Source organism: Actinoplanes hulinensis (assembly GCF_019429605.1).
In the GTDB taxonomy this organism is placed as follows: domain Bacteria; phylum Actinomycetota; class Actinomycetes; order Mycobacteriales; family Micromonosporaceae; genus Actinoplanes; species Actinoplanes campanulatus.
Window position 1 is genome coordinate 80,732 of sequence record NZ_JAHXZI010000004.1, and the last position, 11,966, is coordinate 92,697.

Here is an 11,966-nt window from a genome sequence, read left to right on the forward strand (position 1 = left end):
GCGCGCCCGGTTCGCTCAGCCTTCGCGGGGGCCGCGCGCCCGGTTCGCTCAGCCTTCGTGGGGCGCCGCGCGCTTCGTGCGTTTCTCTTCGGCGTACGCGGTGAGCCGCGCCGAGGCCAGTTCGGCCGCTCCCGCCACACCGCCGCCGCACGGTGGCGCCGTGGCGGCGGCAGTGCGGATTCCGGCCATCCGGTCCCGGTCCGGACCCATCACGACCGGGGCCATCGGGTCGCCGTCGGCGGCCGCCACCAGCGCCGCGGCGGTCTGCGTGTCGCCCAGCCCGGCGAGCAGCTCGGCACTGAGGCGGATCATGGTCCACACCTGGGCGGTCATGTTCGCGGCCCGGACCGCCGCGAGCACCTCACGGCACGCGCCGATCGCCTCCGAGGTCCGGCCCAGCCGGATCAGCACGGCGGCCCGCGCCACCCGGGCGACATGCCCCGTGTAGATCAGGTTGGCCCTGTCGCTGGCCGCGATCGACCGGTCGTACCAGGCCAGCGCCCCCTCCGGATCGGCGCCCGCCGACAGCTCGCCCCGGGTGAACGGGACGAACCCGTCCAGATGCTCGGTGTCCAGCGCACCGGCGTACCTCTCCAGCCACCGGGTGCCGGCGGCCGGATCGCCGCCGTACGCGTCCATCAGCGCCGAACAGCAGATGCCGGTCGCCCGCGCCCAGTCCGGAGCGTGCGTGTCGGTCGCCATCCGCTCGGCGTCCTGCCGGACCGGCTCCGGCCGCCCGGCGAACATCCCGTTCGAGATCCGGATCAGCAGCGCGCCCCAGCGCAGCCGGTGATCGCGCGGCAGCCGGTCCAGCGCTGCGGTGAGCAGCCGGTCCGCCTCGGGCAGGTGCCCGCGCAGCCATTCGCCGGTGCCGGCGGCGACCGCCCGCAGCGCGTCGCTCTCGGTCTCCACCCGCTCCGGCGCGCACCGGGCCAGCTGCTCGGTCAGGCCGGGATCCGGCGAGTCGGAGCCGACCACCGCGAGCATGGCGGCCATCCGGGCGCCGTCGTCACCGGCGCCCAGCCAGGCCAGGGCCTCCTGAAGGTTGGGCAGCTCACGGCGCATCGCCGGATAGGTACGCGGGTCCCGCCGCCGGGCGCCGTCCACGAGTTCCGCGGCGGTCGCCAGCATCCACCGGGCGTGCGCCTCCCTCGCCTGCCGCTCGCCGTCCGGACCGAGGTGGCCCAGCCCGACGTGCCGTACCGTCTCCAGCAGCCGGTAGCGGGGCGGATCGGCGACCACCAGCGAGGCGTCGACCAGTTCGGCCAGCAGCGGCTCGGCGTCCTCCTGGAAGTACGGCAGCGCGTCCAGCCCGAAGCCGCCCCGGCACACCGCGAGCCGGTCGAGCATCCGCTGCGAGGCCGGGTCGAGCAGCCGGTAGGACCACTCCACGGTCGCCGACACCGCGGTGGCCCGGTCGCCGCCGCGGGCCGGTTCCAGCACGTTCAGCCCGGCGCCGAGCCGGTCCCGCAGATGCGCCAGCCCGAAGACCGACTCCCGCCGGGCGGCCAGTTCCACCGCCAGCGGCAGCCCGTCGACCAGCCCGCAGATCTCGGCGGCGAGCTCACGCGTACGAGAATCGTCGGGGAAATCGGCGCGCAGAAGCGCGGCCCGATCACAGAAGAGCGCCACCTGATCGTCCGCCGGAAGCGGCCCGATCCGCAGCACCCGCTCCCCCGCCACATCCAGACGGTGCCGCGAGGTGGCCAGCACGCGCAGCCCCGGGCAGCGCGCCACCAGTTCCCCGGCAAGCGCCCGCACGGCGTCCAGCAGGTGCTCACAGTTGTCCAGCACGAGCACGGCGGGCATCGACCCGAGCCGCTCGGCCAGCGCCGCCACCCCGCCCCCGGGCGCGGCACGCATGCCCAGCGCCCCCGCGACCGCCGCCGCCACATCCTCCGGAACGGACCGCTCGGCCAGCTCGACGACCAGCTCCCCGCCGCCGAGCATTTCCCGCACGATCCGCGTCTTCCCCACCCCACCGGGCCCGACGAGCGTCGTCACCGCCCCACCGGCAAGCGCGGCCCGCACCGCGGCGATCTCCTCCCGCCGCCCGAAGAACCGATCCACCCGCCGCCTGCTCCCGCCCCCCGCGGCGTCTCCAGCGGCGCCCGCCATCCCGGCGACGACACCCGCGCCCTCACCTCCCGGCCGCCATGCGTCCTCACCGGCGACACGCGGCGTCGAGGAACCCGCGGCTCCGGTGTCACGGCTGAACGCGCCCGCGGCGGCGGGACTGTGGCGGGTGGGCGCACCGATCAGCCCGGCCGTCTTCGGCCCGGAACGCACCGGCCTCTCAAGCCCGGAACGCACCGGCCTCTCAAGCCCAGAACGCACCGGCGTCTCAGGCCCGGAACGGGCGGGCACGCGCAACCCGGGATCATCGGCGAGGATTCGCCGCTGCAACTCGGCCATGGCGGGCGACGGATCGATGCCGTGCTCATCGGCGATCCGCTTGCGATAGGTACGTGCCACGGCCAGCGCCTCCGGTGTCCGGCCGGTCGCGTGCAGCCCTCGCATCAGCAACGACTGCGCCCGTTCCCGCAGCGGCTCGGCGACGGCCAGCGCCTCGATCTCGGGCAGTGCCTCCGCGGCCGCCCCGGATGCGAGCAGCCGGTCGAGCCACTCCTCCCGCAGGTGCCGCCGCAGCTCGCCGAGCCGGGCCACCTCCGGTGCGAACGCCATCCGGTCCGCCACATCCGACAGCGGATCCCCCCGCCACAGCGCCAGAGCCTCACCGAGCGTCACCGCCGCGGCCGCCGATTCCTGCCCACGCGCGGTCGCGGCCAGCCGCTCCGCCCGCTCGGCATCCACCGCGCCGTCGGGAAGGTCCAGCCGGTACCCACCAGGTTCCCGCCGGAGAGCCTCCCCACCCGTGCACCGCCGCAGCCGCGACACGTAGCTGTGCAGGTTCCCCATCGCGTTGTCCGGCGGCTCCCCCTCCCACAGCGCCTCGATCAGCTCAGCCACCGGAACGGACCGCCCACCGGCCAGCGCAAGCCGCGCCAACAGCACCCGCTGAGGCGCCCCCGCAAGCGGAACCAACACCTCGTCCCGCCGCAGCTCCACCGGCCCCAGCACGCCGACACTGATCCCCACGGCGTCATTCTCGCCAGCGCCCCGCCCCGGGACCAGCGCATATCCGCCTCTCTGTCGCCCATACGACGCCATCCCCCGCAGGACTGTCCGGATCCCGGGAACTGTCCGGATAGCGGCTGGGTCTTGTCCAGCTGGCCGTCAGCGCTGACCCCGCTGGCCGATTGGTCCGCTGTCCGTTCCCCCGGCTCGTTTGCGCCGACCAGCGCACACGTAACGGTTCCCGTGGTCGCCCGCCCGCGTCATAGCGGCAGGCCGGGCACACGGACGGCGCGACGTGAGCGCCCGCCGGGCCGGACAGCGCGGGCGGCGGATGGCGGTGGGGCAATCGACCAGCGGGGTCAGCGCTGGCTCGGCGCCGTTGAGACAGCGCTCAGCGCCAGCCGGTCGGTTCCGGCTGGTCGTGGGTGCTGTCCCGGAGCGCCCTGAGTTGCAGGGTTCGCTGCCACGCCTGATCGATCCTGATTTGTGGCATGTCGGTCACCCGGCCGCGGCAGAAACACCGGGAGTTACGGACGGCGATCAGGTCAGGTTACGGTCGGACAAGATCGATGACCGCGCATGGCGGCTGGTCACGCGTGTGCGGAACTTGCTGCGTCTCGGCTCACCCCTGCCCAGGCTCCGCGACGCTCCAGCACTGAACCTTGGCCCGTGCTGGACTGTGGCCGCAACTCGGCCACGAGTCTATGGTTCGCGGATCAGCTGGCGGCCTTCCGGGCAATACGACCGCGGCGCCCGGCGATGGGGCACCGGCACCAGATCGGGACCGAATCGACTCGGAGGCGGCCGCGCGCATTTACGGTGGCGAAGGATTCCCCATGCGGCAGCAGAAATGCCGCAATGAATACCGAATTTCAGTTGCCGCCGGTCGTTGACAGCCGACAAAGATACGGACCGGGCTCGGGCGTTACGGCGATCGGGTACGTCTCGGCACGACGGCGACGGGCGACAACTGACATCATTGGGCGGCTCGTCGACCAGTTCAGGAAGGCGATCAGCTGCGGGCTCCCCGATCCCGTTGGCCGATGGCCGGATTGGCCCGGCCAGCCGAATCGGTGACTGACGCGGGGACCCGGCGTCGCTTGATGGCCCGCCATGGTCGGCGACTCTTCCCGGCGTGCGGTCGTGGTTGGCGACCTCCACCGGCGCGCGATTGCGGTGGGCGACCTCCACCCGCATGCCATAGCGGTGAGCGACCTCCACCGGCGGCGCCGGGTCTTGGTGGGCGGACCTGTTGGGCCGGTGTCCGGATCTGCTGGGCAGAGTATTCCGGAGTGCCCTCACCCTCGGCGCATTCGTGCAGCTCAGGCAGTTGATCTACCGACCTTCCACCCGTTCGCTTCCGGGGTGAGGTGCTCTTTGACCGGTCGAGTCGCGGCCCCGCTCGATAGTCATGGGGCCGGTTCATGCCGTCACTGATCGGCGGACCTTGTGCTGCCGACCGTTCAACCGTGCGCGTGCCGCTCCACTCCGGAGTGGGCTGGGCATGGACGGGGCGCGACGGGATGGTCGTGGCCGGGCGCGGCGGTGCGGTCACGTCCAGACGCGGCGAGGCAGTCGTGGCCGAGCCCGACCGGGTGGGCGTCGGGCGCGATGGGGCGGTCACGTCCAAGCGCGGGGAGGCTGTCGTGGCCGGGTGGGTGCTTCTTCCTGGTGAACAGTTGGAGCTGCGGCACACCTCAATTCTCCCGCGCCGGGCGCGGGGAAGTGTAAGCCCGGCCGCAAAGATGATCGTGCCAAATTCGCCCGCACCTCTTTGCGCCTGGTTCCTCGATGTCAACTTCGCCCGTCGCCACAATCCCGCGATCAAGGTACTTGATGATGCCGATCGCTCCATTCATGTGAGGCTGTGAACGGATTCCCCTGATAACGCGCCCTGGCTTCTCTCGGTCACCGAACGCGGTACCGGGTCGAAGTGCCGCAGCCGTCGGATCCCCGGCGGGGGAACGAGACCGCGGCCGGTCCGGGGCGCGGTCACCGACGGCCAGGCCATGTTCGACCGGCTCCCCGATCGACGCCGCGTCAGACACGTCGGGGCACGTTGTGCGGATGCGCCGGAATTGCCCGAAGGGTGAGTGGGCAGCACCGCCCGGCGCGGGCGGCACGGGCTGGAGTCGCAGCGAGGCCGCCTGGAGCGGGCGGGACGGTCGCCGTTTTCGGGGGCGGGCACGTGCGTACCGGAAAAGGCCGGGAAGGAAGGGTGGGAGAAGGTGGATAGCGTGGCCGGATGGAGGTCGACTTCGAGGATCCGGCGTTCGTGGGTGATCCGTATCCGGTGCTGGCGCGGCTTCGGGAGGCGGCGCCGATCGGGCCGCAGCGGGGTGGGCGGTGGCTGGCGGCCGGGCATGCGGCCGTGGATGCGGTGTTGCGGGACCGGCGGCTGGGGCGGTTCTGGGTGGATCTGGAGCCGGCGGGGGTGTTCGAGCCGTTCAACACGCTGCACCGCAACCAGATGATGGAGAACGAGCCGCCCGTGCACACACGGCTGCGGTCGCTGGTGGCGAAGGCGTTCGCGCGGGGGCATGTGGAACGGCTCGGGCCGGCGGTCGCCGGGGAGGCGGAGCGGCTGCTCGGGGCGGTGGGGCGGGAGTTCGACCTGCTGGCGGACTTCGCGGAGCCGCTCGCCGTGAGTGTGATCGCCGCGCTGCTCGGGGTTCCGGCCGCTGATCGGCATCGGTTGCGGCCGTGGTCGGCGGCGATGGTCCGGATGTACGAGGTCAGCCGCACCCCGCAGGTGGAGGCCGACGCGCTGGAGGCCTGCCGGGAGTTCGCCGGGTATCTGGAGCATCTCGCCGGGGTACGCGCCGCCGAACCCGAGGACGACCTGGTCAGTCACCTGGTGGCGATCCGGGACGGGTCGGACCGGCTGACCGGGGAGGAACTGGTGGCTTCGGCGATCCTGCTGCTCAACGCCGGGCACGAGGCGTCCGTCAACGGGCTGGGCAACGGTGTGGTGGCGCTGCTCGGGAATCCGGGCGAGCTGGCGCGGGTACGGGCCGACCGGGCACTGGTCCCGCGCGCCGTGGAGGAGATGCTGCGGTACGACTCCCCGTCGCAGCTGTTCGTCCGGACGGCGGCGGCCGACGTGGAGATCTGCGGGGTGACCGTGCCGGCGGGGGCCGAGGTGGCGGCGCTGCTCGGGGCGGCCAACCGGGATCCGGCGGTGTTCGCGGAGCCGGACCGGTTCGACGCCGGCCGCGACCCCAACCCGCACATGACGTTCGGCGCCGGGCTGCACTTCTGTCTCGGCGCGCCGCTCGCCCGGATCGAGTTGCGGGCCGCGCTCGCCGCCCTGCTCGACCACGCGCCGGGGCTGTGCCTGGCCGTGCCGCCGGAGCCGCCGCGGACGTTCGTGCTGCGCGGATATGCGGCCGTCCATGTGAGCCGCTCGTGATCTCCTACCGGTAGGGTCGGCCGGTGCGTACGAAGCAGGAGCTGACCGAGGACATCCGGCGCGAGCGGCGGGCGGCCCTCGTGGTCAACGCCCGGTCGCGGCGTGGCCGGCAACTGTACGCCGACGCGCACGCCCGCCTGCTGGCCGCCGGGTTCGACTTGCTCGGCGCGTACGCCGTGGACCGTCCCGGCGAGCTGGAGAACTCGCTGGCCGCCGCGCTCGCGCACAAGCCGGATCTGCTGGTCGCGGGCGGTGGGGACGGCACCATCAGCACGGCCGGCCGGATGCTGGCGCACCGGGACGTGGCGCTCGGCCTGCTGCCGTTGGGGACGACGAACAACTTCGCGCGTACGGTCCGGATCGAGCCGGGCCTGGACCAGGCGATCGCCACGCTCGTCGACGGCAAGGTCATCGACGTGGACCTGGGCATCGCCGGCGACATGCCGTTCACCAACCACGTCGGCGTCGGCCTCTCCGCCGAGATCATGATCAACGTGCCCAGCCGGCTGAAGCGGGTGATCGGGCGAATCGCCTACCCGATCACGGCACTCGGCCTGCTCACCAGGCATCGCCCGTTGCGGGCCACGGTCCGCGCCGACGGCCGGGAGATCATTTTCAAGACCCATCAGGTGTACGTTGCGAACGGCGGCTTCCACGCCGGGCGCCCCATCACCGCCGACGCCCACGCCGACGACCGCCTGCTGGTCGCCTATCCGGTCGGCGGGTCGGGCAAGTTCCACCTGCTGCGGGAGACGGCCCGCAACGCGCTGACCGGGCACCGGCGGACACTGCGGGAGCAGCCGTTCCTGGCGGTCGGCGAGTTGTGGCTGGAGACCGACCGGCCGGCGCAGGTGGAGGTGGACGGGGAGCCGTGCGGGGAGACGCCGCTGCGGGTGGCGGTCGACCCGAACGCCCTGCGAATCATGGCGCCGCCGGATTCCCCCGATCTCTGACCTTCCGGAATTGATCAGCCAAGATTGGCGACGGCCTGATCAGTAACGGACTGCAATGGATCACGAAGAGCCGTTTTCCCGGCTATGTCGAGTGAACGAGCAGCCGGATAGTCGAATTCGATCTTGATTACCGCATTGTCGATCGCGGTGACCATCAGAATCGTTCCGGTCGCACCCGAGTCCTCACCGAATATTTGATCAGCGCTCTGCTCCCCCAACGGGGCGTAGGTCTGGGACTCGTACTCGACCACGTCGAGGGCCTGTTCATGCGCGTCGTCCAGTTGCCCAGGACGCAGCACGTCCACCCGCACATCCAGTTGCGCCACGTCCGAGCCACCGCCTCCCACCGCGTCGTAACGGCACCGGCTGAGCCTGTCCGGTCCTTCGGCACCGTTGTTGTTCGGCGGCTCCACCGTGGGGACGACACCCAGGCTAGAGGCGACCGTCGCGTCCAGAACCGGACACACATGGTTCACCTCCGTCCAGCGCTCACCGCCCTGAAACACCGGCAGGAAGAACCAGAGCGCCCCGCCCCCACAGAGGACGAGGAGTGGCACGAAGCCGACCACGATGATGAAGAGAGGCCAGCCTCGGAACAACGAACCGGAACGCCTTTCCATCCGAACATTGAAGCAGAGCGACACGAAATGCGACGCCCGGCGGAATAGATCAACAAAGCACACTGAACCGAATACGGCTGCGAGTGGTAATTTCCGCCGAGGGAGTCATTCGGGGGTGGAGCCCATGGATCAATGGGATGAGCTACGGCGATTGCAGCGCGAAGCCGGTTCGCTGGTCCACGAGCCGCGGCCGGCGATCGGCGCGGACGACACCGGCACGGTCGAGGTGCGCGTCGACGGCGCCGGGCGGATCGACGCCGTCGAGGTTCACCGCGACTGGCGCCGCCGGTTGTCGCCGGAGGCCGTCGGACCAGCCGTGCTGGCAGCCGCCGGAGACGCCCTGACGAAACAGGCGACGGCTCTGGCCGTGGATGCCCTGCGGCCGTCTCCGCCGCCCCGGCCACCCGCCGAGTCTCCGGGCCCACCGCCCTCCCCGCACCTCTCCCGGGACGGGCCCGACCCCCGGCTGCACGAACTGCTGGTGACGGTCACCGACGCGATCGGCGAACTTCACGCATATACCGAGCACATGGAGGCCGTCGCGACCCGCACGACGATCGGCCGGACCCGTTCCGGCCGGGTCACCGTCACCTTCACCGGGCGGCACCTCACCGCGGTGGAGATCGACTTCCGGTGGCTGGGCGCGGAGGCGGACGGTCGGCAGATCGCCGACGAGGTCGAGGCCGCCTGCCGGGAGGCCTACCGGGTGATCGCGGCGGAGGACGAGGCCGCCGCCGCCCGCACACCGCATCTCACTGCGGTACGAGACCTGGCCCGGGATCCGCGGGAATTCCTCCGGCGAATCACCGGCGACTGACACCGAGGAGTTGACGGGATGGGAGACGTGCCCACCGCTGACGAGCTGAGGGCGGCACTGGAGGACCTGGACACCGACACGGTCTTCTGGTTCAAGTCCGCCGACATCGTCGCGACCGCAGCACAGACCGCGCAGACCTACACGTTGGGCGGCTTCGAGTTCGGTGTCGCCGCGGACCTGGTCGGCGTCCCGGAGAAATACCAGGACATGCTCGATTTCGTGAAGACCAGCCTGAACGCCGGCGCCGTCGAACTCGAGAAGCTGGCGGTGGCCCTGCGCGACGCCAGAGACATGATCGAGGGCGCCGACCGGGAGTCGGCGACGAGCATCGGCGAAGTCGGCGGCACCGGCACCGGTGCGGCCATCGGCGGGGCGGCGAGCTCGGTCATCAGAGATCTGCAAGGGAGGTAGGCATGACCACACCCGGAGCGGGCGCATTCGAGTCGGACTTCTACGAGGCCACCCAGGCGATCTCCGCGGGCCTGGAGGAGATCCAGACGGAGTACCGGAATCTGGAGGAGCGGCTCAACCGCGTGCTCCGGTTCCTCTTCCCGCCCATCTCGGACGGCCTCATCGCCGCCTTCGAGGAACTCAACGGGGTCATGCACAAATTCATGGACGTTCTCCAGAAGCTCATCACCGAGCCCGGGTACCCTCCGGCACTGTTCCGCATCGGCGACAGCTGGGAGATCGAGGTCGGTCAGAAGCTCAGCGAGCGGGCGGCCCTGATGGCGCCGGCCAGGCTGGCCGCCGCCACCAGTTTCGAGGGGAGAGCCGCGAAGGCCTACGGTTTCGCCGCCGAGGAGCAGAGCAAGGCGACCGAGTCGTTCATGTCGCTCTCCAGCTCGATGAAGTCCGCGCTCCACGAGCTGGCCAACAGTCAGATCATGTTCCTGCTCGCCGTGGGGGTCGCGGTGACGACCGCGGTCGTCGCGATCGCGTCGGCCGCGGTCTCCGCAGGCACCGTCGTCGGCGCACCCTTGGCGCCGCCCATCGCCATCGCCGGGGTCTCGGGGGCGATCATCATGCTCCTGTCGCTGGCGCCGATCATCTACGACGCGTACTCGAAGATGAAGACCGCGATCGCCACCATGGACTCGGAGCTCCGCGGCTCGGCGGGCATGCCGGACGGCAAATGGCCGACAATCGGCGAGCAGATCACGAACAACCGGAAGCCGTGGAAGGTCGAAACCGACTGAGCGCACACGAAACGGGTCCCGCACTGAGGCGGGACCCGTTCCTCGTACGATCGTGGGTCAGGCGTTTGCCGGGGTCTTGTCCTTGTCGTCCGGGGTGTCGCCGGCCGCGGCGATGGCCTCCGCCTCGGCGATGATCTGCGCGTCCTCGGCCGAGTGCTTGCGGTACTGCAACACCGAGTAGACGATCGCCGCCGCCCAGACCACGTAGATCACGCCGTAGACGGCGTAGCGGACGCTGTCGGGGGCGTCGATCCAGTCGCTGCGCAGCAGGGAGCGGGTGTTGGTGAGGATGATGACGCCGCCGACCGCGGCGCCGAGCACCCGCGGCGGGATGTGGCGGACCAGCCAGGCGGCGATCGGCGCGGCGATGACGCCACCGATCAGCAGGGCGAAGGCCCAGCCGTAGTCGATGTTCTCGCTGCCGATGCCGTGGATGAAGCCGATGCTGGCGGCGACGGCGACGAGGAACTCGCTGGTGTCGATCGAGCCGATCGTCTTGCGCGGTTCGAGCCGGCCGCTGGCCAGGATCGCGGGGGTGCCGACCGGGCCCCAGCCACCGCCGCCGGTGGCGTCGACGAAGCCGCCGACCAGGCCGAGTGGGGTGAGGAACCGCTTGCGCAGCGGTTTGCCGAGCTGGTGCTTGGGCAGGCCCTGGAAGGTGAAGCGCAGGAAGACGTAGAGGCCCAGCGTCAGCAGGATGACCGCCATGAGCGGGGCCGCGACCTCGGTGGAGATGCCGGAGAGGACGACCGCGCCGGCGAAGGCGCCGACCGCGCCCGGGACACCGATCTTGAGGACGACTTTCCAGTCGACGTTGCCGAACCGCCAGTGCGAGAGGCCGGAGACCAGCGTGGTGCCGATCTCGGCGAGGTGCACCGTGGCGGACGCGGCCGCCGGGTTGGTGCCGATCGCGAGGAGGAGGGTGGTCGAGGTGACGCCGTAGGCCATGCCCAGACTGCCGTCGACCAGCTGAGCGCCGAGCCCGACCAGGGCGAGGAGGATGAGCTTCTGCATGTGCCGACCGCCAGGGGAGGAGGGTCAATTCCTACTTCTTGGATCGGATAATAGGAGCCTACCTACCCCGTAGGCAAGGCATCCCTTAGCGACGATGTTGCAGAATGGCCACCGTGAGTGACGCGGATGACGTACGGCGGCTGGCTCTCGCTCTCCCGCAGGTCGAGGAGATCGACAGTGACGGCTTCGACTTCCGGGTCGGCGGAAAGGGTTTCGTCTGGTCATATCCGGAACGTCTACCCGGAAAACCGCGCGTGATCCGTACCGACATCGCGGTGGTCTACGTCGGGGACGAGGCCGAGAAGCAGGCGCTGGTGCTCGGCGAGCCGGACATGTTCTTCACCACGCCGGGTTACGACGGCCTGCCGCTCGTCATGGTCCGGCTGGAGCGGGTGTCACCCGATCGGCTGAGCGAGCTGGTGACCGACGCCTGGCGGATGCGCGCGCCCGAAGACGTGGAGGCGGCCTACCGGCCGGGTTAGAGCCGCCCGGCCACCTTCGCCGCGAGGTGCGGGCAGGTGGTGAAGTCGTCGGCGTCGCATTCGGCGGCGTGTTCGACGAGCGCGAGCGCCGCCTCGGCCGCCGCGATGCGCCTGCGGAGAGTCTCGGCGTGGGCCGCGTACAGGTCACGGCGGGACTGCCGGTCGCGGGCGTCGGTGAGCAGCCGCCGGGTCTGCTCCAGGCTCAGGCCGGCCTCCTTGGCGAGCTGGATCAGCACTATGCGGGCGGCGTCCGCCTCGCCGTACAGCCGATGGCCGGCGGTGGACCGCTCCGGGGCGAGCAGGCCCATCTGCTCCCAGTGCCGCAGGACGTGCGCGGGCAGTCCGAACCGGGCGGCCAGATCCCCGATGTTTGACTTCATGTCGACATGAA

11 protein-coding genes are annotated in these 11,966 nt (G+C 71.1%); 7 read left to right on the forward strand and 4 right to left on the reverse strand.

What is annotated here, in order from left to right:
- Window positions 1-48: 48 nt before the first annotated feature.
- Complete coding sequence (locus tag KZ829_RS08845; RefSeq protein ID WP_220143364.1) at window positions 49-3,099, reverse strand: AfsR/SARP family transcriptional regulator; 3,051 nt, start codon at window positions 3,097-3,099, stop codon at window positions 49-51.
- Between the two features lie 1,556 nt (window positions 3,100-4,655).
- On the opposite strand from KZ829_RS08845, the gene KZ829_RS08850 reads away from it, so the two are divergent.
- The 3 genes from KZ829_RS08850 to KZ829_RS08860 all read left to right on the forward strand — a co-directional run bounded on the left by KZ829_RS08850 (window position 4,656) and on the right by KZ829_RS08860 (window position 7,443).
- A complete protein-coding gene (locus KZ829_RS08850; RefSeq protein ID WP_220143365.1) occupies window positions 4,656-4,949 on the forward strand; it encodes a hypothetical protein in 294 nt (97 codons plus the stop codon).
- A gap of 374 nt (window positions 4,950-5,323) precedes the next feature.
- Window positions 5,324-6,490: a cytochrome P450 gene (locus KZ829_RS08855; protein WP_220143366.1), complete on the forward strand. Its 1,167-nt coding sequence runs from the start codon at window positions 5,324-5,326 to the stop codon at window positions 6,488-6,490.
- Between the two features lie 23 nt (window positions 6,491-6,513).
- Window positions 6,514-7,443 (forward strand): diacylglycerol/lipid kinase family protein, encoded by a 930-nt coding sequence (locus KZ829_RS08860; RefSeq protein WP_220143367.1) that lies wholly within the window; start codon window positions 6,514-6,516, stop codon window positions 7,441-7,443.
- Between the two features lie 14 nt (window positions 7,444-7,457).
- On the opposite strand, the gene KZ829_RS08865 is transcribed toward KZ829_RS08860, so the two are convergent.
- Window positions 7,458-8,063, reverse strand: coding sequence for a hypothetical protein (locus tag KZ829_RS08865; protein WP_220143368.1), 606 nt, complete (start codon window positions 8,061-8,063; stop codon window positions 7,458-7,460).
- 124 nt (window positions 8,064-8,187) lie between these two features.
- On the opposite strand from KZ829_RS08865, the gene KZ829_RS08870 reads away from it, so the two are divergent.
- Genes KZ829_RS08870 through KZ829_RS08880 form a run of 3 tightly spaced genes read left to right on the forward strand, consistent with a single transcriptional unit; the run spans window position 8,188 to window position 10,079 of the window.
- The gene (locus tag KZ829_RS08870; RefSeq protein ID WP_220143369.1) at window positions 8,188-8,880 is read left to right on the forward strand and encodes a YbaB/EbfC family nucleoid-associated protein; all 693 of its coding nucleotides are present in this window, start codon (window positions 8,188-8,190) and stop codon (window positions 8,878-8,880) included.
- An 18-nt stretch (window positions 8,881-8,898) separates the two neighbouring features.
- Complete coding sequence (locus tag KZ829_RS08875; RefSeq protein WP_220143370.1) at window positions 8,899-9,291, forward strand: hypothetical protein; 393 nt, start codon at window positions 8,899-8,901, stop codon at window positions 9,289-9,291.
- Window positions 9,292-9,293: 2 nt separating this feature from the next.
- Window positions 9,294-10,079 (forward strand): hypothetical protein, encoded by a 786-nt coding sequence (locus tag KZ829_RS08880; protein WP_220143371.1) that lies wholly within the window; start codon window positions 9,294-9,296, stop codon window positions 10,077-10,079.
- Window positions 10,080-10,136: 57 nt separating this feature from the next.
- Here the strand turns inward: KZ829_RS08880 and KZ829_RS08885 are convergent, their stop codons facing one another.
- Entirely contained in the window at window positions 10,137-11,093 is a 957-nt protein-coding gene (locus KZ829_RS08885; protein ID WP_220143372.1) for a sulfite exporter TauE/SafE family protein, read from the reverse strand.
- A 113-nt stretch (window positions 11,094-11,206) separates the two neighbouring features.
- On the opposite strand from KZ829_RS08885, the gene KZ829_RS08890 reads away from it, so the two are divergent.
- On the forward strand, window positions 11,207-11,575 hold the full coding sequence (locus KZ829_RS08890; protein WP_220143373.1) for an MmcQ/YjbR family DNA-binding protein: 369 nt from the start codon (window positions 11,207-11,209) through the stop codon (window positions 11,573-11,575).
- Here KZ829_RS08890 and KZ829_RS08895 read toward each other — a convergent pair.
- Complete coding sequence (locus KZ829_RS08895) at window positions 11,572-11,955, reverse strand: MerR family transcriptional regulator (RefSeq protein WP_220143374.1); 384 nt, start codon at window positions 11,953-11,955, stop codon at window positions 11,572-11,574. The genes KZ829_RS08890 and KZ829_RS08895 overlap by 4 nt on opposite strands.
- Between the last annotated feature and the right edge of the window lie 11 nt (window positions 11,956-11,966).

Excerpts from the sequence above, each read along its gene's own strand:
- KZ829_RS08855 (WP_220143366.1), top strand. The coding sequence starts at position 5,324 with ATGGAGGTCGACTTCGAGGATCCGGCGTTCGTGGGTGATCCGTATCCG.
- KZ829_RS08865 (WP_220143368.1), bottom strand. The coding sequence starts at position 8,063 with ATGGAAAGGCGTTCCGGTTCGTTGTTCCGAGGCTGGCCTCTCTTCATC.
- KZ829_RS08870 (WP_220143369.1), top strand. The coding sequence starts at position 8,188 with ATGGATCAATGGGATGAGCTACGGCGATTGCAGCGCGAAGCCGGTTCG.
- KZ829_RS08875 (WP_220143370.1), top strand. The coding sequence starts at position 8,899 with ATGGGAGACGTGCCCACCGCTGACGAGCTGAGGGCGGCACTGGAGGAC.
- KZ829_RS08880 (WP_220143371.1), top strand. The coding sequence starts at position 9,294 with ATGACCACACCCGGAGCGGGCGCATTCGAGTCGGACTTCTACGAGGCC.
- KZ829_RS08885 (WP_220143372.1), bottom strand. The coding sequence starts at position 11,093 with ATGCAGAAGCTCATCCTCCTCGCCCTGGTCGGGCTCGGCGCTCAGCTG.
- KZ829_RS08895 (WP_220143374.1), bottom strand. The coding sequence starts at position 11,955 with ATGAAGTCAAACATCGGGGATCTGGCCGCCCGGTTCGGACTGCCCGCG.